Source organism: Pseudomonas sp. SDO5271_S396 (assembly GCF_054071795.1).
Genome location: NZ_JBSVWB010000009.1, coordinates 63,672 through 85,851 on the forward strand (window position 1 = coordinate 63,672; position 22,180 = coordinate 85,851).

The following is a 22,180-nucleotide window of genomic DNA, read 5'->3' on the forward strand; positions in this document are numbered from 1 at the left end:
AAAGCGGAGGAAGTAGAGCGTGGAAACAGTTAAAACGTTGCGCGGGGCGATCATCGGGGCGGGGTATTTTGCACAGAATCACCTGGAGGCGTGGGCGGTCGTTGACGGCGCGAAAATCATCGCCATCTGTGACCGGGACACAAAACGGGCGACACAGACCTGCCGCAAGTTCGGTATCGATGTGACCTACCAGGATGCGGCGACGATGTTCGCTGAACTGGACCTGGATTTTGTCGATATCTGCACCACCATGGAAACCCATCGCGAGCTGGTCGAGCTTGCGGCCCGCTTTGGTATCGCGGTGAAAGTGCAAAAGCCGATCGCACCCTCCTGGGACGACGCGGTGGCCCTGGTGCAGGCCTGCAAGCGGGCCGATGTGCCGCTGATGGTGCATGAAAACTTCCGGTTCCAGGCGCCCAACCGTCAAATCGCCGAATGGTTGAAAGAAGGCCGGATCGGCACGCTGACCTGGGGGCGTATCGCGTTCCGCACCGGGTACGACATCTACGCGAATCAACCCTACCTGGCCCAGGTCGATCGTCTGGCGCTGCTGGACCTCGGGGTGCATGTGTTTGACCTGGCGCGCTTCTACTTCGGCGAAGTGGAAAGCCTGTATTGCCAGACCCAGACGGTGAAGTCGTTCGTCAAGGGCGAGGATCAGGCGACGGCCCTGGTGCGTCACACCAGCGGCGCGGTGTGCGTGGTCGAGTGCACCTACGGCAGCTGCCAGCTTCCCGACCCGATTCCGCAGACACTGCTTCACCTGGAAGGAACCGAAGGCAGCATCAAACTGTTGCAGGACTACAAGGTCGAGGCGACCTGGGGTGGCGAGTTGCACAGGTTCGACCTGGAACCGGCGATGCGGCCGTGGGCGGTCAGGCCGTGGCACTGTGAGCAGGATGCCGTGGTCAACACCGTCCAGCATTTTGTCGACGGCTTGCGGGCTGGCGGGGCGTTCGAGACCACCGGTGAAGACAACCTGAAGACCTTTGCACTGGTGATGTCGGCCTACGATTCCGCGGCATCGGGCGCGGTGGTGAAACCCTCGCGCTATGGGGTTGAGGGGGCAAAAGAATGAGCGTCCCACTGGACTTGCGTGCGCGGCTCAAGAACCCCGCCCTGTTGGTGGAACGCTGCAAAGTGGGGAGTCGCTGGGTCGGTCCGGCGGATGAAAACACACTGCCGGTGCACAACCCCGCGACCGGAGAATGTATCGCAACGGTGCCCTCGCTGGATGCAACGATGGCAGACGTCGCCATCGGCGCGGCATTGACGGCGTTCCAGACGTGGCAGGCGACCACGGCCAAACACCGCGCCGACATCCTGATGAATTGGCACCGGCTGATGCTGGAAAATCTCGATGACCTGGCGTTGATCCTGACGTTCGAGCAAGGCAAACCCTTGCACGAAGCCAAGGGCGAAATCGCCTTTACGGCCTCGTTTTTCGAGTGGTTCGCCGCTGAGGGGCGTCGCGCCTACGGCACGCTCATTCCGCCGCATCAGACCGACAAGCGGCTGGTGGTGATGCGCCAACCGGTGGGTGTGGTGGGCGTTATCACGCCGTGGAATTTCCCCGCCGGCATGATTGGCCGCAAGGTGGCACCGGCGCTCGCTGCCGGCTGTACGGTGGTGATCAAGCCCGCCTCGCAAACACCTCTGACCGCGCTTGCGCTGGTGTGGCTGGCGGAGCAAGCCGGCGTGCCGGACGGTGTGGTGAATATCGTGACGGGGCCGGCGGCCGAGATCGGCAACGCCCTCGTCGACAGCCCCGAGGTGGCGAAAATCACCTTTACCGGGTCCACGGCGGTTGGAAAGCGGTTGTATGAGCGCTGCGCCAAAACCATGAAGCACCTGTCGCTGGAGTTGGGCGGCAACGCGCCATTTATCGTGTTTGCCGATGCCGATGTGGACGCGGCGGTGGCGGGCGCAGTGCAGGCCAAGTTCCGCAACGCCGGCCAGACCTGTGTGTGTGCCAACCGCATTCTGGTCGAAGCGCCCCTCTACGATCAGTTCGTCGCGCGGTTCGCCCAGGCGGTGGCCGCCCTCAAGGTCGGCAATGGCCTGGATGACGGTGTCAGCATCGGCCCGCTGATCGACGAGCGAGCGGTGAACACGGTGCGCGCCCTGGTGGACGATGCTTGTCAGCGCGGCGCAGCGGTGCTCGGTACAGACAATCCGGTTGAGTTGGACGGCCACTTTGTCGAGCCGGTGATTCTGGTCGACGTTCCCCACGACGCGCGGGTCTGCCGCGAAGAAATCTTCGGGCCGGTCGCGCCCGTGTTGCGTTTCGATGGCGAGCGGCAGGCGATTGCGTTGGCCAACGCGGGCAAGGAAGGGCTGGCGGCCTACTTCTATTCCAGGGATGTTTCCCGCGTGTGGCGTGTGGCCGAAGCGCTGGAGTGCGGGCTGGTCGGGGTCAATACGGGGCTGATGACGACTGCCGAAGCGCCGTTCGGCGGGGTCAAGGAGTCTGGCTTGGGCAGGGAAGGCGGGAAAGAGGGGCTGGACGCCTTTCTCTACAGCAAAACCGTCTGTGTGGGCGACGTGTAGGAAACCTCGCGGCAGCAGGCAAGAAACATGACGCGCGTGCGTCACCCGACTCTGTGCGATGACCTGAGTCATCGCCTCTACAACAAAAAATCCGAGGGGTGAGAGCCATGAAAAATCTATTCGCAGGCATCGTGCTGGCGGGCATGACGTGGGTGGCGGCATCAGCCGCTTGCGCCGACACCAAAGTGATGACGACCTTGCCATCGTTCAAGGAGCCGTTCTTCGTCTACATGCAAAAGGCCCTGAAAAAAGCCGGTCAGGAGCAAGGCATGGAGATTGTCGAGGCCGACGGCGAGGGCGACTCCAATACGCAGTCGTCGCATATCGACCGCGCGATCTCGATTGGCGTCAAAGGCATCATCATCAGCCCGATCGACGTGAAAGCCCTGGGACCGGCGATCCAGCGGGCCATCGATGCCGGCATTCCGGTGGTCACCATCGACCGCAGTGTATCCGGTGTCCATGGCCTGATCGGGCATGTGGGGGCGGACAACGTCGAAGGGGGGCGCGAGCAGGGCCGCTGGATTGCCCGGCATTTCCCCGACGGCGCGCGCATCTTCAACCTGCGTGGACGCCCGGGGGCCAGTGCTGCGATCGACCGCAACAAGGGCTTGCATGAGGTGCTCGATGCCGACAAAAAGTACCGTTTCGTGGCCGAGCAGACCGGTAACTGGTTGCGTGACGAAGCCTACAACGTCACCGACGCAATCTATGCCGGCCTGGATAAAAAGGACTATCCGGATGTGATCGTGTCCGCGTCCGACGCGATGGGCTTCGGCGTGCAGGAGGCCCTGGAAAAATACGGTGTGCGCATGATCACGCCGCACATCACCTTCGACGCTGCGCCCGCCACCCTGGATGCGGTCAAGCTGGGCACCCGGGGCGGTGGTTTTGCCGCCACCATCGACCAATGGCCGGACCAGCAGTCGGTGTTGGCGGTGAAGATGATGGCGGACTTCCTGAAGGACGGTACCCGCCCTGAAAAAGCCGTGAACCTGATCGCGCCGGGTGTGATCGATGGTTCCGCGCCGGCTGTCGTCAAACAACCCTGACCTGTCTCAACGCTACGGAGGCCGATATGTTACGTCTTGAGAATATCGAGAAGCAGTTTCCAGGCGTCAAGGCGCTCGGCGGTGTCAGGCTCACGGTGGGCGACGCAGAAGTGCATGCGTTGTTGGGAGAAAACGGCGCTGGAAAATCGACCCTGCTCAAGATCCTCGCGGGCGCGCAGCGGGCCGATGCGGGCACGATCCTGCTCGACGGCGCGGAGCATGTGTTCGCTTCACCGATCGAGGCGCAGCGCGCCGGCATCGCCACCATTTACCAGGAGTTCACGCTCTTCCCGATGCTGACGGTGGCCGAGAATATTTACAGTGGCCGAGAGCCCAAGCGCAGAGGGCTGGTTGACTACGGCGCCATGCGCAAAGGTGCGCGTGAGGTGATCGAACGGTTGGGGCTGGCCATCGACCCCGACCGGTTGGTGTCGCAGTTGACCGTGGGCGAGCAGCAACTGGTGGAGATCGGTCGCGCGTTGTCCATGAGTGCTCGCCTGATCATCATGGATGAGCCTACGGCGGCGCTGAGCATCCGTGAAATCCAGCGCCTGCACATGATCATCCGCGACCTGAAGGCGGCGGGCATTTCGGTGATCATCGTGACGCACCGCTTGAACGAGGTGTTCGAGGTGTGTGATCGCTACACCATCCTGCGTGATGGCGGGTTTATCGAAGACGGCAATGTGTGCGAGACCGATGAAGACACCCTTATCAAGCGCATGGTGGGGCGTGAAAAGTCTTCGCTGTTTTCCAGAGAAAAGTCGGCCGTGACCGGTCCCATCGTGTTCGAGGTGCGCGGCTTGTGCAGTCAAGGCGTGGCGCGTACGGCGTCAATCCGGTTGCAGAATATCAATCTGCACGTTAGAGCCGGGGAGATCGTCGGGTTTGCCGGGCTGGTCGGCGCCGGCCGCACCGACGTCGCCCGGGCGGTGTTTGGCGCCAACCCGAATGTGACCGGACAGATCTTCGTGGCAGGAGAAGAGGTGTCGATCCGCTCCCCGGGCGACGCAATGAAGCACGGCATCGCGCTGGTGCCCGAAGACCGTAAACAGCAAGGCATCTTTCCGGAGCTGTCTTGCGCGAAAAACCTGTCGGTGTGTGTGCTCAAGGACCTGTCCCGGTTGGGCATCGTCAACGAGAAACAAGAAGCGCTGTTGGCCGAGCGCTACATCAAGGCGTTACGCGTCAAACTCGCCAGCCAGCACCAGCCCATCAAGCTGTTGTCCGGGGGCAACCAGCAAAAACTGCTGCTGTCGCGCTGGATGGCGGTGCAGCCCAGAGTGCTGATCGTGGATGAACCTACCCGTGGCATCGATATCAGCGCGAAAGCGGACGTGCACCGCCTGTTGGCCGAGATGGCGCTCAAGGGCATTGCCGTCATTGTCATTTCATCCGAGTTGCCCGAAGTGATCGGCATCAGTGACCGCATTTACACCTTTTGCGAAGGACAGGTGACCGGTGAACTCGAGGGCGCAGCTCTGAATGAGGAGGCGGTGATGCAACTCATGACACCGACGGTTCTGACCAAACAGCGGATCGCCGTCGGCGGGCATTGACCGTCGGCCTGCATGACGTGAAGAACAAAAAAATCGAGGAATGATCATGTTTAAAGTTTCCACCGCGTTTTCTGCCGACACCGGAGCGGTTCCGGACCATAGAAAACAGTTGTATGGCACGCTGATCAAGGCGGCTCCGCTGATTTTTCTGGTGCTGTTGGTCATCGGGTTCGGTTCGGCCAACCCACGCTTCTTTCTCACCCAGAACCTGCTCAATATCCTGACCGAGGTTTCCATTTACGGCTTGCTGGCCGTGGGCATGACCTTCGTCATACTGACGTCGGGCATCGACCTGTCGGTGGGGTCGCTGCTGGCGTTCTGCGGCATGTGCGCGGCGTGGGTGGCGTCCGGCGGTTCGGGTGATGGCTTCAGCACCATCGCTGCAACCGGTCACCATTGGTCATTGGCGCTCGGGGCGGCGCTCGGCATTGGTCTTCTGGCGGGAGCGGTCCAGGGGCTGGCAATCACCCAATGGCGGATCCCGGCGTTCATTGTCACCCTGGGCGGCATGTCGGCCTTCCGCGGCTTGACGCTGCTGGTGGGCGAGGGCGGCCCGATCAGCGGTTTCGACGAGGGCTACCGGGCTTTTGGCAGCGCAAGCCTGCTGGGTATTCCTGTGCCTGCGTTGTTTTTTGTCGCAGTGGCCCTGCTGGGAATGGCGACCCTGCGCTTTTCCCGTTTTGGCCGGAACATCTACGCGGTGGGGGGCAACGTTGAAGCGGCACGCCTGACCGGCATCAATGTGCAGCGTACCTTGCTCTACGTGTACATGATCATCGGCGTGCTGGCGGGCCTGGCCGGTTTCATCCTGTCCGCACGACTGAATTCGGCGGAAGCCACGGCGGGCAATTCCTATGAGCTGCGGGTCATTGCTTCGGTGGTGATCGGCGGGACCAGCCTGTTCGGCGGTGTCGGCAGGATCTGGGGCACCATCATCGGGGCCCTGACGATTGGCGTGCTGATCAATGGCCTGGTCATGCTCAACGTTCAGTCTTACTGGCAGATGATCATCGTGGGGCTGATCATCGTGCTGGCGGTGGCGTTCGATACGTTTGCCAAGAGCAAGGTTCCGGTTTGACAGGGGGATTCAGGCGCAGTCCAGCGGAGAGGATTTCAAGTTGACACGAACCTACCAGTTGGTAGGATGGCCGGCGACTTCTTTCCAGAAGCAAGCAGGCGCCTGCGCTTTGAGTCGTTGCACCCGAGCGCAGGGCCTTTGACTTTTTCGGACACCCTCCGAAACCCTGAACAGGAAGACCGAATGAACATTCGCTACCTTGTTGCGGCGCTCTTCGCCGGCTTCATCGGATTCTCACCCGCTTATGCTGCCGAGCACGCCCATGCCGCAGCGCCGACCGTGGCAACCCAGGCCGGCAGCGAGGCGATTCCCCGGCTCACCCTTCTCCCGGTGCGTGCCGATGTGTTGAAGGACGGTTACGTGTATCTGCCGTTCCATGTCGACAACATGACCCTTCTGCCGCTGTACACCGAAATACATGGCGAAGCGGCGACGTCGCTGAAGCCGAAGATCGGCCACCTGCATGTCATGGTGGACAATAACGGCTGGAACTGGATTCACGCCCTCAACGACCCGATCTATTTCGGCCCGCTGAAACCCGGCGCGCACCAGGTCAGGATTGAACTGGTCGACGCCGCGCACACCGTCATCGAAGTGCAGACCGCCACCGTGGTCGTGCCTTTTACGCGCACGCCCTGACCGAAACCTTCCCGAGTTGCCTGGATAGCTGGCACGGCTTAGGCTTTGCCGCTATTCAGGTGAGCGGGATGCCATGGTCATCAACAAAAAGATAAACACCGCGTCGGTGCACATGCAGTCGCTGCATCCGCTGGATACGGCGCTGGAGTTGCTGCATTTCGGCTTTCGCGGCCTGACGGTCAAGGCTGACCGGTTCCTGGCAACCCACGAACTGTCCCGCGTTCACCACCGTGTGCTGTACATCATCGCGCGGGCCGACGAGATCAATGTCGGTGACCTGGCGATGACCCTGGGGGTCAGCAAGCAAGCGCTGCATCGGCCACTGAAGCATCTATTCGACCGGCAACTGGTGCATTACACCCGTGCGCCGGAACGCCATCGCTTCAAATTGCTTGCGCTCACGGAGCAGGGCGAAGCCGTCGAACAGACCGCCACCGAGCTGGAGCGCCAGGTACTGCGCCAGGCGTTCGACAGCGTAACGCCCGAGGGGCAAGATGCCTGGACTGCCGTCATGACCGCTCTCGCAGACAACCTCAACGAACCCCTTATGTGACCCGTTCGCGCACCATGATGCATTTGGCGAGGGGGGCCAGGAGGGCTTCGGTCGCTTCCTCCGGCGACACCACGGTGGGGCTCACCAGCAGCGGGTCGCAGTGGCCGCTGCCGATCAGGTCGAGCACTTTGGGCATGTGAGGGCGTACGTTGCAGACTCCCACCGACAGTGTCACATCGCGCAGGTACATGCCGAAGAGCGGGATTGCCGGGTCTTCGAAGATAATCCCGATGCACGAGCAATGTCCGCCCGGCGCCAGTGCCAGCAGACCCCGATGCAACGCCCGGGGATCGCGCGTGGCCGACACCACCACGTCATAGCGCTCATCGAGCACCGGTTCCAGCTCGACCTTTGCGCCGCTGCGTGAGGCAAGGTCCCGCCGGTATTCGTTGTCATCCAGGTAGTCCACGCTCGTGGCGCCTGCGGCGACCGCCATTTGCACGGCGAGTACGCCCAGGCTTTCGGTGCCGCCTACCACCAGCACCCGGGCTTCGTCGCGGGTGCTGATGGGGCGGCTGGTGGCCACCCAGGCATCGGTGAGGTTGTCGCTGGCGCTGGCCGCCGCCAGCGGGTTGATGCCGGGCGGCAGGGGCACCAACATGGCGTCGGCGAACGGCACGTCGACCACTTCGGAAAACAACCCGCCCCAGTCACCTCCTGCGGGCACGCCATAGGCCGCATGGCGTGGCACCGAGGTGCAGGCGGTGGCGCGCCCGGCCAGGCACTGCTTGCAGTTACCGCAGGCGATTTTCCAGGGCACGCATACCAGGTCGCCACGCTGCACGCTGGTGACGGCGCTGCCCACCTGCAGCACCTCGGCCACGCATTCATGGCCCAGTGCGAAGGGCGGCTTGAACGGCGTGACACCGGCGATCAGGCGGCGGTCCAGGTCACAGGAGGCCGACGCAATGGGGCGCACCAGGGCGCTGTGTGGGCTGGACAGTGGCGGGGATGGCGCTTCCCGCCACGCCAACTGACCGGGCCCTTCGACGGACAGGACTTTCATCGCTCAACCGCCCACGCTGAAGGTGGTAGTGGCTTTGGCGAAGAGCTTGCCGCTGTCATCCACGATTTCGGCGTCACAGATCGCCAGAGACCGTGTGCGCTCCACCACCCAGCCGTTGACCCGATAAGCCTGGCCGGCGCGCAGCGGTCGCACGTATTTGACGTTGAGGTCCACGGTCGAATGCGGGGTGCTGGTTTCCAGCGTCGAAAACAGCGCCAGCGCGGCGGCGCCATCCAGGCAGGTGGCAGCGAACCCGCCGTGCACTGCACCCGCCGGATTCAGGTGGCGGTCGTCGGGGCGGGCCTGGAGCGTGATCCTTCCGGTACTCGCCTCGACGGCGGTCAGGCCCATGGTCTGGCCGATGGAGGGGGATGGAACTTCTCCGCGAATGAGTGCGCGCAACGCTTGCAGGCCGGAGGTTTCAGGTGAGGTCATGGGCGTCTTCCTGCTGTGACCGGTTCGCCGGGCGTGGGACGCCGACCACCGTTCGCCAGTATTGTGAGAATGTTTTCAGGGGAACCATCGAGTGACGCTACACAACCTAAACGTTGTGAATGCTTCAAGTCAACATTGTTGATTTGATGGTTTTGTTTCGCCGACAGGAAGCAATTGCCCTGCTTAATAAGAAACATTATTATTCACGCCCCGCCTCCCCAGTGCATCCGCGATGATTCCCCAGCCGCCCCGCAGAACAGGCTTTTTCGAGCACTACGAAGAGTTGATCGGGACCTGGACGCGTCGCCTGAGGAATCGTCAGCAGGCCGAGGACCTAGCCCATGACACATTCGTGAGGGTGCTTGAGTCGAAATCCGCGCAAGTGGAGCAACCGCGCGCCTATCTGCATCAAACCGCGCGCAACATTGCGGTCGACGCCTATCGTCGGGAGGATCGTCGGGAAGCCCTGACCCTGGAAGCCTTTGACCAGAGTTCGCCGAACAATGGCGACCCGGAGCACTTCATGCACGCGATCCAGCTGGCGGACTCCATCGAGCAGGCCTTGACCGAGTTGCCGATCAACTGCCGCAGGATTTTCATCTGGCAGAAAATCGAAGGCCTCACCCAGCAGGAAATCGCCGAACGCCTGGGACTGTCAAAAAACATGGTGGAAAAGTATATGATCCGCACCTTGCGGCATCTGCGCGACCGTCTGGACGCAATGGCCCCATGACCCATGCCCGCTTTGAAACAGGACCTTCCATGATGGATAGCCGTGCCCGCGACGAAGCCGCGCAATGGTTCGTACAGCTGCAAGACGCCCCATTGAGCGTCGAGGATCGCCAACGCTTCGAGGCCTGGTGCGCCGAGCGCCCTGAGCATCAATACGAACTCGACGTGCTGCAAGGTTTGTGGAGTGCCGCGGATTTGCTGCCCCAAGCGCGTTTGCAGGCGCTGTGTGATGCGCCGCCCGAGCGTTCCCGGCGCCGCCCGATCATGCGTTACGCCGTGGCGGCCAGTGTGTTGGCCGTAGCCCTGGGGTTGGGATTGTTCAGTGGGCTGGATCATCCCCAACCCTACAGCGCCGAATTCAGCACGCGGTTGGGCGAACACCGCCAGGTGGCATTGCCGGATGGCTCGGTGATGGACCTCAACGGCCGCAGCGTCGTTGCCGTGCACTATGAGAAAGGCCGGCGCGGTGTGGAGCTCAAGCAGGGTGAAGCGATGTTCAGTGTCGAGCACGACAGCAGCCGGCCCTTTGTGGTGGCGGCCGGGGCCGGGCAGGTCACGGTGACCGGAACGCGCTTCGATGTGCGTCGCGATGACGACCGGACGCGCGTGATGGTCGAGGCCGGGACCGTGAAGGTCCAGGGTCATGCACCGGACAAGGTGGTGACGCTGACGGCAGGCCTGGGCACCCATGTCGACAACAAAGGATCGGTGGCAGCGGCCTATGCGGTGAATACTGAAGAATTGACTGCCTGGCGTACGGGCAAGCTGGTCTTCAACAATGCCTCGCTGGGTGAAGTCGCACGTGAGGTTTCGCGTTACCGTGAGCAACCGCTGCGAGTCAGTACGCCCGCGGTGGGCAACCTGCGATTGACCAGTGTGTTCAAGGCCGACGACACGGACGCCTTGCTCAAAGCGCTTCCGCACATCCTGCCGGTGGCCTTGCGCAGCTTGCCGGATGGCAGCCAGGAAATTATTTCACGCTGAGATTCAGGTTTTTTTCGAGTTCTTCGTCTTCTCCTGCAACTGCAACTGGTTTGCATTAACAGCCGCATACACTTGCGATCACAGGACTAGGTTCGACGTGAAAAAATCCACCGTCAACAACAATAAAACTTCCCGCTGGGCACCCCTGGCCCTGGCGATTGCCGTCAGCGCCGCGCTGCCCTGCGCCTACGCTGCCGACGCGATTCATATCCAGGCCCAGCCCCTGGGCGCGGCGCTGAGCCAGTTGGGCCAGCAAACCTCCCTGCAAGTGTTCTTCAGCCCCGATATGGTTGCGGGCAAGCAGGCCCCGGCGGTCGACGGCAACCTGTCGCCCGAGCAGGCGCTGCGCCAGTTGCTGCAAGGCAGCGGGCTGGACTATCAGATCGATGCCGGCTCCGTCACCCTGCGCCCTTTGGGCAGCGGCACCGGTGAAGCCGGTTCGCCCATCGAGCTGGGCACTACCGACATCAAGGTTGTTGGCGACTGGCTTGGCGATGCCAACGCCGAAGTGGTGCAGAACCATCCCGGCGCGCGTACGGTGATCCGCCGTGAAGCCATGGTGGAGCAGGGCGCCATGAACGTCGGTGATGTATTGCGTCGTGTGCCTGGCGTACAGGTGCAGGAGTCCAACGGCACTGGCGGCAGCGATATTTCCCTCAACGTCGGCGTGCGCGGCCTGACCTCGCGGCTGTCGCCACGCTCCACCGTGTTGATCGACGGCGTGCCGGCTGCGTTTGCGCCCTATGGCCAACCACAACTGTCGATGGCACCGATTTCCGCCGGCAACCTGGACAGCATCGACGTGGTGCGTGGCGCCGGTTCCGTGCGTTATGGACCGCAGAACGTCGGTGGTGTGATCAACTTCGTGACCCGCGCGATTCCCGAGAAATTCTCCGGTGAAGTCGGCACCACCTTGCAGACCTCCGCCCACGGCGGCTGGAAGCACATTGAGAATGCCTTTATCGGTGGCACAGCCGACAACGGCATCGGCGCCGCGTTGCTGTACTCCGGGGTCAATGGCAACGGTTATCGCAGCAGCAACAACTCCAATGACATTGACGACGTGATCTTCAAGACCCACTGGGCGCCGACCGATCAAGACGACTTCTCGCTGAACTTCCACTACTACGACGCCAGCGCCGACATGCCGGGCGGCCTGACCCAGGCGCAGTTCGACGCCAATCCGTACCAGTCGGTGCGCGACTGGGACAACTTCAGCGGCCGCCGCAAGGACGTGTCCTTCAAGTACATCCGTCAGATCGACGACCGCACCCAGGCCGAAGTGCTGACCTACTACTCCGACAGCTTCCGTGGCAGCAACATCGCCAACCGCGACCTGCGCACCATCGGTTCCTATCCGCGCACCTACTACACGTTCGGTATCGAACCACGGGTGTCCCATGTGTTCGACCTGGGGCCGAGCACCCAGGAAGTCAGCCTGGGTTATCGCTACCTCAAGGAAGGCATGCACGAGCAGGCCACCAGCCTGGGCCTGGTCAACAACGTACCGACGCCGGTGGGCCGCAGCGATGGCCATGTGTACCAGGACCGCACCGGCGGTACCGAAGCCAACGCGTTTTATGTCGATAACAAGATCGATATCGGCAAGTGGACCATTACGCCAGGTATCCGCTTCGAGGACATTCGTACCGAGTGGCATGATCGTCCCGTTATTCCGCTGACCGGCCCGCGCACCCAGGAAAAACGCCGCGAGGTCCACAACAACGAACCGCTGCCGGCTTTGAGCGTGATGTACCACGTGTCCGATGCCTGGAAGCTGTTCGCCAACTACGAGACTTCCTTTGGCAGCCTGCAATACTTCCAGCTTGGCCAGGGCGGCGTCGGCGACCAGACCGCCAACGGCCTGAACCCGGAAAAGGCCAAGACCTACGAGGTCGGTACCCGTTATAACGACAAGGTGTGGGGCGGGGAACTGACGTTCTTCTACATCGACTTCTCGGATGAGCTGCAATACGTCAGCAACGACGTGGGCTGGACCAACCTCGGCGCCACCAAGCACACCGGTATCGAAGCGTCGGCCCACTACGACTTGTCGAACCTGGATTCGCGTCTGGAAGGCCTGACCGCGAATGCGGGCTTCACCTATACCAAGGCCACCTCCGAGGGTGACGTGCCGTTCAAGGGCCGCGACCTGCCGCTGTACTCCCGTGAAGTGGCGACCCTGGGCCTGCGCTACGACGTCAACCGCTGGACACATAACCTGGACGTCTACGCCCAGTCCGGCCAGCGTGCACCGGGCACCACCAGCACCTACATCACCCAGGGCACGGCTGATGGGCAGTTTGGTGATATCCCGGGCTATGTCTCGGTCAACGTGCGCAGCGGTTATGACTTCGGTGCGCAATTGTCGAACCTGAAACTGGGCGTGGGTGTGAAAAACGTCTTTGACCAGCAGCACTACACCCGTTCCAGTGACAACAACGCCGGACTGTACCTGGGCGAGCCGCGCACCTTCTTCGTGCAGGCCAGCGTCGGGTTCTGATTCAAGGTGGATGTGAACAGTCGCAGCCCAAGGGCTGCGATTTTTTTTGCCTGTTTCCTACAGTTTATTAAGATGGCTAACTGCTTCGGCAGGAACCGATTCCGACAGTCTCACCACACATGGGGATACCTAATGGCGCCGATGACACTGGGCGTCACAGGTTTATCGTCTGACCCCATTGCATTGGAGACACCTATGTCGGTATCGACGCTAGACACATCCCGGTCCAAGTTGCCTACGCCTGAAGCTCCACAGGCCGGCCCCACGTCCAAGGCGCAGGCCAGGCCATCGGCACCGGTGACAGCAGGCATTCATTTCCCCACCGGGCAGGACAAAGCCGGGCCGGTGTTTGGTGAGGTGTCGCTTTCACCTGACCGGTACGGTCCTTTTCCTCACGCCTCACAGCGGCCTGGCACGAAACCTGGGGCGTCGCAGCCGCAGAGCTTTCTGGACATGCTCAAGCAGCTGTTGGCTCAATGGTTGGGTGGCAATCGCCCCTCCAGACCCCATGCCTGCAACAGCGCGCCACCCAGGCCGAATCCCTCTCTTGGCAGGCCTGATCCGGTTTACTCGACGAAGAACAATGATGAGCTGACCAAGCAGTTGCTGGATAACTTCAAGGCGTTTCGCGACCCGAAAAACCCGGGGTTTATCTCGCGCGACAGTCTCGAGGCCATGGCGGGTCAATCATTGGTGGGGGCCAGCCCCGACAAGCAGGAAAACATCAAGCTAGCCAGGGAAATACTGCGGCGACCGGACCTGGCAGCCGCCATGGACCGGCACTCTAGCACAGGAGCCCAAGATGGGCTGATCGACCGGCAAAATCTGGGCATGCTCATGGGCAGCGAGAACTTCTTCAAATACAAAAATGACCAGGAGTTGACCGCAGAAATGCTTGAGCACTTCGATGGCTTGAACGGTTACGGGGGCAGGGGGATCAGTAGCAACGATCTCAAAAAGCTCGCAGCCCAGCCGCTGACGGGGGACTCGGCCAAGGATCACCTGATCCAGCTGGCTCAGGAACTCCTCAAGCGCAGCGATCTGCGGGACAAGCTGGACAGGAACAATGACGGTCAGATCAGCCGTCGCGAGCTTCAGCGGCTGCCGCGCTGATGAATCAACCGGTGCCCCAGCCTGCGCGCGGCACCGGTTGTGTCAGGAACGCAGAGGTCATATCCGTCGGGATGATGAAAACCGACGGTTTTTCAGGCGTCGAGATCAGGATCCATAAATGCCCTCCACCTCGTTTCAATCGCGTCAGGTCGGTTGTTCTGATTCCTTTCATGCGAACTCAAACACTGACAGTCATGCAGTACCAGCAGACCCGCAGCTTCCGGGCTCAGCGCTCACCTACATCACTGAAGTCCGTCGCATGAAAGCCTTCGAAGGCCAACGAAAATTCCGTGCGCCTGTTGCCGATGACTTCTGTCGCGGCCTGCTGCCAGCCGTCAATACTGACTTGAGGCCCAAGCGAGCGGACGGAGCGCTTTCATCGTTGCTCACCGGGCTGAAAGCGCTCTGGCGCGGCCACCAGGCTGACTGATCTTTTTTACATGCTGTCATGGGTATTCAAAGAACTGGCGGAACTGCGGCGCCTGATCAACCACACAGGTTTTGCTTGCCTTACTGGAATCCATTCGACGATTTCGGCCATCACGGTGGCAATCATCAGGCTGGCGCGTACTTGAAAAGAGTTGGAGAAAACCCATGACAATCGAGGGTGCATTACCCCACGGAGGACTGGCGGGCATTGACGGGGCGGGAATGCGACCCTTTGAGTCCACACCGATCGGTCTGCACGACGCCTGGAACCAGGCCCCTCACGGCAGGGCCTACCAAGATGGGGTGTCACACAGGCCCCTGTTACTGCGCGGTGCGATGTCTGCGTTGCACCACCGCGCGTTGCGTAATGCTCCCGTGGAGCGCGTGCGTTTGTTTCAACCCGATGCCAGCTCGACGGACAGTCAACTGGCGACCGCCATGGAAAAAAACTTTGGCGTGCTGCATGGTTTTCTCAAGGACGGTCGCTTGACGCCGTCTGCCCTGCGAAAAGTCGCGGCCAGTCCTCTGGGTGACAGCGAGGAACTGGACCAGACGATTCGGGTGGCGAGGGAGCTATGCGACCGCCCTCAACTGATGGACGCAGTGTTCAGCTGCGATGGCGATATCACTCGCGACAGCCTGCGTGCGGCGGCCCTGGGCTCACCGCGCAACAGCTCGCCGAGTGCCTTCAGCCAGGACCCGTTCCATGCCCAGGGCAACGCCCAGGTGGTCAAGGCTTTTCAAGGTCTTTTCGAGCAACTGAGGGATACGTCCAGGGACCGCATGTATTTTTCCAAACCGTATCAATATGTGAAGATCGCCAGTCTGGAGTCGGTCATGCAAGACCCCTATGAGACAGACGCCCAGGGGCATCTGGTGCTGGACCCCTACACCGGCATGCCGAAGCCCGAGCACAGCGAGCTCTGTGTATACACCGCCAAGAACATCCTCGAACGCCCCGGTTTGCTGCGCTCATTGGAGCGCGCCAATGAAGCTCGCCTGTTTGGCCCGCCTCAACCGGCGGGCTATCTGAGCAACAAGAGCCTGGAACGTTGGTTCGAGCAGGATGCGACGCGCAAGGCGGGATGATGCTCTGGCTCATGCTTTCAGGATTTTGCCGCTGACAGCCACCCCGATCAGCAGCACCGCGAGCAACACAAAGGCAGTGGCCAGGCTGCTGCCGTGAGCGATAAATCCGATCACGGCGGGGCCGGCGAGAATGCCGGCATAGCCCAGCGTAGTGATGGCCGGCACCGCGATATGTTCCGGCATGACCTTTTGCTTGCCGACTGCGGTATACAACACCGGCACGATGTTCGAACAACCTGCACCCACCAGGGCATATCCCAGCAACGCGGCCTCCCAGGCGGGAAACAGGGTCGCCAATAACAGACCCGAAGCAGCCAGCACGCCACCCGTCACAATCACCCGGGTGGCGCCCAGGCGACGCACGATGGCATCGCCCGTCAGGCGTCCGACGGTCATGGTCAGTGCAAAGGCCGCGTAACCCAGGCCTGCATAGGCTTCGTCCATGCCTCGTTCGGCGCTGAGAAATACCGCGCTCCAATCCAGCACGGCGCCTTCGGTCAGGAACACGATGCAGCACAGGCAGCCGATAAACAGCACCACGCCGTGGGGAACAGCGAAAGCGGGGCCTGAACTCTCGCTGCCGTAAGGCAATAGATGGGGGCCTGCCTTGAGCAGCGCCAGTACCATCACCACGACAGCCACCAAGGTCGCGTGCAAAGGTGCGAGCCCCAGCCCCAGAAGCCCGGTCACCCCTGCCGCGCCGACGATCCCGCCCAGGCTGAACAACCCGTGAAAGCCCGACATCATGGTTTTTCCGCTGGCCCGTTCGACGATCACCGCCTGCAGATTGACGGTGGAGTCCACCGTGCCCAGCCCGGCTCCAAACACAAACAGCGCCGCTATCAGCAACGGGATGGAACTGACGGTCGCCAGCATCGGCAAGGCCAGGCAAATCATGAGCGTGCCTGCCGTCAGCACACGCCGGCAACCGTAGCGTGATGCCAATATGCCGGCCAGCGGCATGGCAATGATCGAGCCTACGCCCAGGCACAATAACAACAGCCCCAGTGTGCCTTCACCCAGTTGCGCACGCGCCTTGGCATACGGCACCAGCGGCGCCCAGGCGGCGATGCCGAAACCGGCGATAAAAAAAGCGATACGGGTCGACATTTGTTCCAGCCGGCCGGGAACCACGGGCGCTGGAGTGGAGATGGCAGTCATGAAAAGTCCTTGGTAATGCGTTCTGCGAACGATGTCCGGTGCGACATCCTTGCACATCAGGCCGAAACGAGCGAGCCGGGCTCCCCTGTAAATATCAGCGCTGAGTTTTATTTTTACAAAGTGGGAACGCAATCAGACGGAGTCGCCACATAGAGGTGATCGGTTTCGCGGGAAGCCGTCTGGAAGGTGCGTAATTCCTGTGGGAACTGGTGAACCCCGGGCTTCTTGCAGTGGATTACCACCTTCCAGACCGCTTCCCCCGTTTGGCCTGTTCTGTATACGCTTGACGCGGACAATCGAATGGATGAACCGATGAACACGCTCAGGCAGCCAGCAGCATGACCCAGTTCTACGATGCGCGGGGCAATATCTATGGCGTCGTCAGCCCGGCCTCTTTGCGCGCGCGGGGCATCGACGTACCCGAGGCCGCCATTGAAGCCTCGCGTACACGCCAGGTGTGGACACATGCGGCGATCGCCTCGGAGTGCGGCTGGGGGCCGACGCCTCGACCGCCCGGTGCCAAAACCCACCGTTGTGACGGACTACTGGTCGGCCCATTTCAGGCCGCCGCCCCCTTCGATCTGTTGATCGTCAATACCGACGGCTCCCTGGCCGAGCGCAGTGGTAACGGCCTGACAATTTTTGCCCAGGCCCTGACGGACCAGGGGTTGATGACCCGAGCCTGTGAGCTGCGGGTCCATCACGATAAGCCAGATGCCGTGTCACCCGTGACCACGCGGGTTGAGCCCGCGGACTACGAGCAGGTCACCGGTTTCTGGCTGAGCCTGGGGCAACCCGGGTTCGGGCCATTGTCGGTGGGAGCCGAAGGCGTGGAGCCGGCGGTGCTTGGGAGCACCGAGCTCAGTCACCTGACCGCGCTGGCTGCTCTCAATGAGCAATGGTCGCGCAGTCAGTTCGTACGGGTGGGCAATCCCCATTGCGTGACCTTGCTCGAGCGGGCTTCGGCATTGCCGGACAACCCGCAGATGCTTCAGCCGGCACTCTTCGAAGCCCTTCAAACCGTCGCGTTTGCACCTCCCGTCGGCTCCGGACAACCCTGCGCAGCAGGGGTCAATCTGCAATGGGCGGTGCATGCATCGGGCAATCGAGTCATCGCACGGGTATTCGAGCGGGGAGAGGGGCCCACCGCGTCATCGGGGACCAGCGCCAGCGCGGTGGCTTGCGCTGCGTGGCGAGCGGGTTGGGTCGAGGCGGGAGAGGTGGCGGTGATAATGCCGGGTGGCACGGCGCCAGTGCGGCTACAGGCTCAAGGCGAAAACCTGGTGAGCGTCAGCCTTTTCGGGACTGCACGGCGGCAAGAGTAACAGTCGTTGAAACAGCTGATGCTTATATGGGGGGCAGTTGTTTCTTAATGGCTTATAACTATTGGGATAAGTCCATGTAGGGCGATTCTTGTTTTTGCGATGTGGCATATTGAATTGTTTTATTGTTTTGTAAAAGATCCTTCCAAAGTTGTTGTGTGAAACTTCCTTTTAACGTTTTTGAAAGCCGATTTTTCCCGGGAATCGCTAAGCTTTGGCGCGTCAAGACGCTTTTCCTCGGCAACTTTTCGTTATCTAACAGGGGGCGTTTTTTTCTCAGAGACTTATTGATGGCGGGTAACAACGGATGGTTAACGCGTTTGTTTCGTCACGTTTCAAATTAACCCTTCCAGGCATGAATATCGATTTCGAAGTGCTGGCATTCAAAGGCGCGGAGGTGATAGATCAACCTTATTTCATCGAGGTACAAGCGGTCAGTGAAGATGCCTTCCTCGACCTGGAGGCGTTGCTCCATCAGCCGGCCTATCTGGATTTCGGCGAGGAGGGCGCAGGCCTGCACGGGCAGGTTTACGAGGTCGGTCGCAAGGAGGCGGGGCGCCGCCTCTGTCGCTACCACCTGACATTGGCGCCCCGTTTGGCCAACCTGGCCCATCGACGGGACCAGCGAATTTTCCAGCAGCGCAGTGTGCCGCAGATCATCGCCGCGGTTCTGGAGCACCACGGCATTCTGGCGGATGCCTTCATGTTCGAGTTGGGCCCGGTGATCTACCCGCCGCGAACATTCTGTGTGCAGTACGCGGAGACCGATCTGCATTTCATCCAGCGGTTATGTGAAGAAGAGGGCATTCACTACCATTTCCGCCACAGCCCGCAGGCGCACCTGCTGGTATTTGGTGATGATCAGACGGTGTTCCAGCGTTTGCCCGCGCAGCCTTACTGCGCAGAGGGAGGGCTGCCAGCCGAAACGCGAGTGATCCAGCGTTTCGACGTGCGACTGGCGACGCGCAGCGGACAAACGGTTCACCGTGATCATGACTTCGAGCACCCTTCGCTGCGCGTGCAAGATACTGCGGGGACTGTCCCGGGTTCCCTTCTTGAGGACTATCACTACCCGGCAGGGTTCAAGCGCCACGCACGTGGCCGGCAATTGGCCCGGCGCGGATTGGAGCGCCATCAGCGTGATCGCCATCGCGCCGTGGGCCGCAGCGATCAACCGTTGTTGCGCAGTGGGCACTTCCTTGAATTGCGTGATCACCCCGACCCCTCCTGCAACGACCTGTGGTTGATCACTTCGGTCCGTCACGAGGGGTATCAGCCTCAGGTGCTGGAGGAGGCTGCGCCGGGTATGGATGTGTTCCAGGGGTATCGCAATCGTTTCACCGCAACACCCTGGCGTGCCGTGCATCGACCGCCGCTCAAGCATCCCAGGCCGACCATCCCTGGCAGCCAGACCGCAACAGTGACCGGGCCCACTGGCGAGGACGTGCACTGTGATGCTTATGGTCGAGTGAAAGTGCGCTTTCACTGGGACCGCCTGGACAAGACCTGCGATAAAAGCAGTTGCTGGGTGCGGGTTGCGTCCGGCTGGGCGGGCAACGGTTTCGGTGTCACGCTGATTCCGCGAGTCGGGATGGAAGTGCTGGTGACCTTCCTCGAGGGGGACCCGGACCGTCCGTTGATCAGTGGTTGCCTGACGAACGCACTGCACCTTCCGCCTTATCCTCTGCCACAACACAAAACGCGCAGTGTCTTGCGCAGCAACAGTTCCCCGAATGGTGCCGGCGCCAACGAGCTGCATCTGGAGGATCGCCAGGGTGAAGAACTCATCTACCTCCGTGCTCAACGAGACCTGGAGCAACAGGTCGGGCATGACAGCCGGTTGGAAGTGGCGGGGGAACGGCATGAAATCATCCGCGGGCTGAGCTCGGTTCACCTGGACAGTGAAGATCACCAGCACATCACGGGTGAGCGAAAGGTTGTGCTCAAGGCTAGCGACCATCTGCAGGTGCACGGCAGCAGCCAGACCCATGTTCGCCAGACCCTGATGGTCGAAGCGGGTCAGGAGATTCATCTCAAGGCCGGTGCGAGCCTGGTCATCGACGCCGGTGCTCAACTGAGCCTCAAGGCGGGGGGAGAGCACCTGTTGATCCAGGCCGGCGGTATTTTCAGCAGCCGGCCGATCACGCCGGGAGGTGTGCCGCCTGACATTCGATCCGCCGTACCGTCAGTGCCGGGCAGCACGGTTTCGGCGCCTATCGCTATCACCCGTGAAGCCAGGTTTTCAACTGTTCAGGCGTCGATCATGGCGCTGTCCAGGCAACTGGGCGCGGACTATTGCCCGGTGTGTGAGCGCTGTCGCGAAGGCCTGTGCGACAACACGGGGAGGGCTGCATGATGCCGTGCTTGCCCCGCCAGTGGATGGCTCAACAGCAACAAAAGGGGCACCGGCTGTGCCTGATGCTCGAGGGCGGCGACGAGGCACGGCAACCGTTGCTCGCCGCGCGTAGCCTGTCGCAGTATCAAAACCTGTATGCCGAGACCGTCCTGGCAACGCTGGCGGCGTCGGGACCGGTGATTCTGCTGTTGGAACAGTTGAACGAGCCCGCGCTGGTCAACCTGTTGCAACGTCCCGAGACGAACTGGGGCTGGCTCGGCAGCTTGCCCGGCGAGGCGCTGGGCGACCTTGCTCGACACTGGCGCGACCGCCTGATAATCGGGCCTGAGGATGATCGTGCCTTTTATCGCTGCCATGACAACCGCACCCTGGGACGTGCCTTGGCGCACCTGCCCGCAGTGCATTGGCCGGCGTACCTCGGCCCGCTGATCAGCGTGTGTTACTGGCACGACCACCAATGGCACTGTCACGACAACCCGTCTCCCGGCGATCACCCGCCACCCATTCCCGAGCCCTGGCTGGACACTCCCAACCCCCAGGCGGTCACCATCCTGCACTCCAACATCCTGCGTTACCTGCTGGCTGAGCACAGTGAAGACCTGGCGGCTCTGGTCGCCCTCCATGACCCGAATACCTGGCTGACCCAGGTGCTGGAGCAGGCACGGGCCTGGCAATGGCGGAGGCCGGAGCAGTTGGCGTTTCTGGTGGTAAGACGCCTGGAAGAAGTGGTTCGCGACAGCGTGATGGTGTGGCAAGCGAGGGTGGGCGAAACGCCAGAGCAGCACTTTGAACGGCTTATGGAGCAGTGGCATTTGATGAGGAAACAGGATGAGTAAGTGTTGGTTTTTTGTGTGTATCGCCCTGGTGATGGCCGGGCTTTCGGGGTGTGCGGGCAAGTCGACTGACCGCTTCACCGTCGAGGTGGATTTGCCGCCGAATTTTGAACTCAAGACTGCGGCCAACTACGAGCCCGCTACGGGGACCGATTGCAGGTTGCCGCTCCGTCGTGGCAAGAGGCCCGAGCGCAAGCTGTTTTTTACCGACTATAAACCGGCTGCCAGCAGGGTGAGTTATGAGCTGCCGTTGAGTGAAACGATCGAGGGTTGCCCAACGGTGCTGCGCAGTGTGCGGTTTGATTTTTATGCGAAGTGGTGGACCGGACATATGGACATTGGACACGACTTTGCAGGTATTTCCATTCGTGATCGTGAGGAGGGGGAGAAACTGGAAATACCGGGGCCGAGTTTCCAGGCGTTTTCTGGGCAGTGCCGATGGTTGTTTCGCACGGTCGGCCCTCTGCATGCGATCAGGAAAATCCTGGAGTGCCGCGCCTTGGATAAGCTGGGTCGGCGGCAGCAAGACAGCATGGCGGGTGGTGCTGTACCACGAGACCAGTTGGCGGGAACAACGCTCAGGATGGTGCTGACATTGACTGACGAGGAACAACCGGCGTTTGCTGATAGCTGGGTTGCTGTTCCGGGTGGATGGAGGCGTTGCAGAGGCAAGAGTTTTGAAGATCTTTATGCGTTCTGCTATGGCGACACCACCCATTTCAAACCCGTAACAATGCCGGATGGCCGCACCTGCGATGTCTATCCGACTTGCAAGTAAACCAGGAG

At 61.3% G+C, this 22,180-nt stretch carries 20 protein-coding genes; 17 read left to right on the forward strand and 3 right to left on the reverse strand.

The genetic code is table 11. The annotated features are described in order from the left end of the window. Positions 1-19: 19 nt before the first annotated feature. The 7 genes from ACW9IN_RS09455 to ACW9IN_RS09485 all read left to right on the forward strand — a co-directional run bounded on the left by ACW9IN_RS09455 (position 20) and on the right by ACW9IN_RS09485 (position 7,431). Positions 20-1,078 (forward strand): Gfo/Idh/MocA family protein, encoded by a 1,059-nt coding sequence (locus ACW9IN_RS09455; protein WP_457365637.1) that lies wholly within the window; start codon positions 20-22, stop codon positions 1,076-1,078. Then, a complete protein-coding gene (locus ACW9IN_RS09460; protein WP_457365638.1) occupies positions 1,075-2,550 on the forward strand; it encodes an NAD-dependent succinate-semialdehyde dehydrogenase in 1,476 nt (491 codons plus the stop codon). Before ACW9IN_RS09455 ends, ACW9IN_RS09460 begins: the two co-directional genes overlap by 4 nt. A 107-nt stretch (positions 2,551-2,657) precedes the next feature. Further along, entirely contained in the window at positions 2,658-3,602 is a 945-nt protein-coding gene (locus ACW9IN_RS09465; RefSeq protein WP_457365639.1) for a substrate-binding domain-containing protein, read from the forward strand. Positions 3,603-3,628: 26 nt separating this feature from the next. Further along, on the forward strand, positions 3,629-5,161 hold the full coding sequence (locus tag ACW9IN_RS09470) for a sugar ABC transporter ATP-binding protein (protein WP_457365640.1): 1,533 nt from the start codon (positions 3,629-3,631) through the stop codon (positions 5,159-5,161). Positions 5,162-5,207: 46 nt separating this feature from the next. Then, positions 5,208-6,239 (forward strand): ABC transporter permease, encoded by a 1,032-nt coding sequence (locus tag ACW9IN_RS09475; protein ID WP_457365641.1) that lies wholly within the window; start codon positions 5,208-5,210, stop codon positions 6,237-6,239. Between the two features lie 183 nt (positions 6,240-6,422). Beyond that, a complete protein-coding gene (locus tag ACW9IN_RS09480) occupies positions 6,423-6,878 on the forward strand; it encodes a DUF6130 family protein (RefSeq protein WP_457365642.1) in 456 nt (151 codons plus the stop codon). A gap of 73 nt (positions 6,879-6,951) precedes the next feature. Then, positions 6,952-7,431 (forward strand): MarR family winged helix-turn-helix transcriptional regulator, encoded by a 480-nt coding sequence (locus ACW9IN_RS09485; RefSeq protein WP_457365643.1) that lies wholly within the window; start codon positions 6,952-6,954, stop codon positions 7,429-7,431. On the opposite strand, the gene ACW9IN_RS09490 is transcribed toward ACW9IN_RS09485, so the two are convergent. Beyond that, positions 7,424-8,437, reverse strand: a complete 1,014-nt coding sequence (locus ACW9IN_RS09490; protein WP_457365644.1) for a zinc-dependent alcohol dehydrogenase — start codon at positions 8,435-8,437, stop codon at positions 7,424-7,426. The genes ACW9IN_RS09485 and ACW9IN_RS09490 overlap by 8 nt on opposite strands. A 3-nt stretch (positions 8,438-8,440) precedes the next feature. Then, positions 8,441-8,872 (reverse strand): PaaI family thioesterase, encoded by a 432-nt coding sequence (locus ACW9IN_RS09495; protein ID WP_457365645.1) that lies wholly within the window; start codon positions 8,870-8,872, stop codon positions 8,441-8,443. A 232-nt stretch (positions 8,873-9,104) separates the two neighbouring features. On the opposite strand from ACW9IN_RS09495, the gene ACW9IN_RS09500 reads away from it, so the two are divergent. The 6 genes from ACW9IN_RS09500 to ACW9IN_RS09525 all read left to right on the forward strand — a co-directional run bounded on the left by ACW9IN_RS09500 (position 9,105) and on the right by ACW9IN_RS09525 (position 15,722). Beyond that, positions 9,105-9,605 (forward strand): sigma-70 family RNA polymerase sigma factor, encoded by a 501-nt coding sequence (locus ACW9IN_RS09500; protein ID WP_457365646.1) that lies wholly within the window; start codon positions 9,105-9,107, stop codon positions 9,603-9,605. A 29-nt stretch (positions 9,606-9,634) separates the two neighbouring features. Continuing rightward, the gene (locus ACW9IN_RS09505; protein WP_457365647.1) at positions 9,635-10,588 is read left to right on the forward strand and encodes a FecR family protein; all 954 of its coding nucleotides are present in this window, start codon (positions 9,635-9,637) and stop codon (positions 10,586-10,588) included. Positions 10,589-10,685: 97 nt separating this feature from the next. Continuing rightward, the gene (locus ACW9IN_RS09510; RefSeq protein WP_457365648.1) at positions 10,686-13,091 is read left to right on the forward strand and encodes a TonB-dependent siderophore receptor; all 2,406 of its coding nucleotides are present in this window, start codon (positions 10,686-10,688) and stop codon (positions 13,089-13,091) included. A gap of 195 nt (positions 13,092-13,286) precedes the next feature. Continuing rightward, a complete protein-coding gene (locus ACW9IN_RS09515) occupies positions 13,287-14,204 on the forward strand; it encodes a type III secretion effector protein (protein WP_457365649.1) in 918 nt (305 codons plus the stop codon). Between the two features lie 118 nt (positions 14,205-14,322). Then, positions 14,323-14,634: a hypothetical protein gene (locus ACW9IN_RS09520; protein WP_457365650.1), complete on the forward strand. Its 312-nt coding sequence runs from the start codon at positions 14,323-14,325 to the stop codon at positions 14,632-14,634. A gap of 335 nt (positions 14,635-14,969) precedes the next feature. Further along, entirely contained in the window at positions 14,970-15,722 is a 753-nt protein-coding gene (locus ACW9IN_RS09525; RefSeq protein ID WP_457365651.1) for a type III secretion effector protein, read from the forward strand. Between the two features lie 9 nt (positions 15,723-15,731). Here ACW9IN_RS09525 and ACW9IN_RS09530 read toward each other — a convergent pair whose 3' ends face one another. Continuing rightward, entirely contained in the window at positions 15,732-16,883 is a 1,152-nt protein-coding gene (locus tag ACW9IN_RS09530; protein WP_457365652.1) for an MFS transporter, read from the reverse strand. Positions 16,884-17,221: 338 nt separating this feature from the next. On the opposite strand from ACW9IN_RS09530, the gene ACW9IN_RS09535 reads away from it, so the two are divergent. The 4 genes from ACW9IN_RS09535 to ACW9IN_RS09550 all read left to right on the forward strand — a co-directional run bounded on the left by ACW9IN_RS09535 (position 17,222) and on the right by ACW9IN_RS09550 (position 22,172). Continuing rightward, positions 17,222-18,208, forward strand: coding sequence for a diaminopimelate epimerase (locus ACW9IN_RS09535; RefSeq protein ID WP_457365653.1), 987 nt, complete (start codon positions 17,222-17,224; stop codon positions 18,206-18,208). 304 nt (positions 18,209-18,512) lie between these two features. Then, positions 18,513-20,561 (forward strand): type VI secretion system Vgr family protein, encoded by a 2,049-nt coding sequence (locus ACW9IN_RS09540; protein WP_457365654.1) that lies wholly within the window; start codon positions 18,513-18,515, stop codon positions 20,559-20,561. Then, positions 20,561-21,397, forward strand: coding sequence for a DUF4123 domain-containing protein (locus ACW9IN_RS09545; RefSeq protein WP_457365722.1), 837 nt, complete (start codon positions 20,561-20,563; stop codon positions 21,395-21,397). Before ACW9IN_RS09540 ends, ACW9IN_RS09545 begins: the two co-directional genes overlap by 1 nt. Next, positions 21,390-22,172 (forward strand): hypothetical protein, encoded by a 783-nt coding sequence (locus ACW9IN_RS09550; protein WP_457365655.1) that lies wholly within the window; start codon positions 21,390-21,392, stop codon positions 22,170-22,172. Before ACW9IN_RS09545 ends, ACW9IN_RS09550 begins: the two co-directional genes overlap by 8 nt. The last annotated feature ends 8 nt before the right edge of the window (positions 22,173-22,180 follow it).

What these genes read in the sequence shown, in the direction of transcription:
- ACW9IN_RS09475 (WP_457365641.1), top strand. Translation starts at nt 5,208, where the DNA reads ATGTTTAAAGTTTCCACCGCGTTTTCTGCCGACACCGGAGCGGTTCCG.
- ACW9IN_RS09485 (WP_457365643.1), top strand. Translation starts at nt 6,952, where the DNA reads ATGGTCATCAACAAAAAGATAAACACCGCGTCGGTGCACATGCAGTCG.
- ACW9IN_RS09460 (WP_457365638.1), top strand. Translation starts at nt 1,075, where the DNA reads ATGAGCGTCCCACTGGACTTGCGTGCGCGGCTCAAGAACCCCGCCCTG.
- ACW9IN_RS09550 (WP_457365655.1), top strand. Translation starts at nt 21,390, where the DNA reads ATGAGTAAGTGTTGGTTTTTTGTGTGTATCGCCCTGGTGATGGCCGGG.
- ACW9IN_RS09480 (WP_457365642.1), top strand. Translation starts at nt 6,423, where the DNA reads ATGAACATTCGCTACCTTGTTGCGGCGCTCTTCGCCGGCTTCATCGGA.
- ACW9IN_RS09540 (WP_457365654.1), top strand. Translation starts at nt 18,513, where the DNA reads ATGGTTAACGCGTTTGTTTCGTCACGTTTCAAATTAACCCTTCCAGGC.
- ACW9IN_RS09465 (WP_457365639.1), top strand. Translation starts at nt 2,658, where the DNA reads ATGAAAAATCTATTCGCAGGCATCGTGCTGGCGGGCATGACGTGGGTG.
- ACW9IN_RS09535 (WP_457365653.1), top strand. Translation starts at nt 17,222, where the DNA reads ATGACCCAGTTCTACGATGCGCGGGGCAATATCTATGGCGTCGTCAGC.
- ACW9IN_RS09520 (WP_457365650.1), top strand. Translation starts at nt 14,323, where the DNA reads ATGCCCTCCACCTCGTTTCAATCGCGTCAGGTCGGTTGTTCTGATTCC.
- ACW9IN_RS09525 (WP_457365651.1), top strand. Translation starts at nt 14,970, where the DNA reads ATGTCTGCGTTGCACCACCGCGCGTTGCGTAATGCTCCCGTGGAGCGC.
- ACW9IN_RS09545 (WP_457365722.1), top strand. Translation starts at nt 20,561, where the DNA reads ATGCCGTGCTTGCCCCGCCAGTGGATGGCTCAACAGCAACAAAAGGGG.
- ACW9IN_RS09490 (WP_457365644.1), bottom strand. Translation starts at nt 8,437, where the DNA reads ATGAAAGTCCTGTCCGTCGAAGGGCCCGGTCAGTTGGCGTGGCGGGAA.
- ACW9IN_RS09505 (WP_457365647.1), top strand. Translation starts at nt 9,635, where the DNA reads ATGATGGATAGCCGTGCCCGCGACGAAGCCGCGCAATGGTTCGTACAG.
- ACW9IN_RS09530 (WP_457365652.1), bottom strand. Translation starts at nt 16,883, where the DNA reads ATGACTGCCATCTCCACTCCAGCGCCCGTGGTTCCCGGCCGGCTGGAA.
- ACW9IN_RS09500 (WP_457365646.1), top strand. Translation starts at nt 9,105, where the DNA reads ATGATTCCCCAGCCGCCCCGCAGAACAGGCTTTTTCGAGCACTACGAA.
- ACW9IN_RS09495 (WP_457365645.1), bottom strand. Translation starts at nt 8,872, where the DNA reads ATGACCTCACCTGAAACCTCCGGCCTGCAAGCGTTGCGCGCACTCATT.
- ACW9IN_RS09515 (WP_457365649.1), top strand. Translation starts at nt 13,287, where the DNA reads ATGTCGGTATCGACGCTAGACACATCCCGGTCCAAGTTGCCTACGCCT.
- ACW9IN_RS09470 (WP_457365640.1), top strand. Translation starts at nt 3,629, where the DNA reads ATGTTACGTCTTGAGAATATCGAGAAGCAGTTTCCAGGCGTCAAGGCG.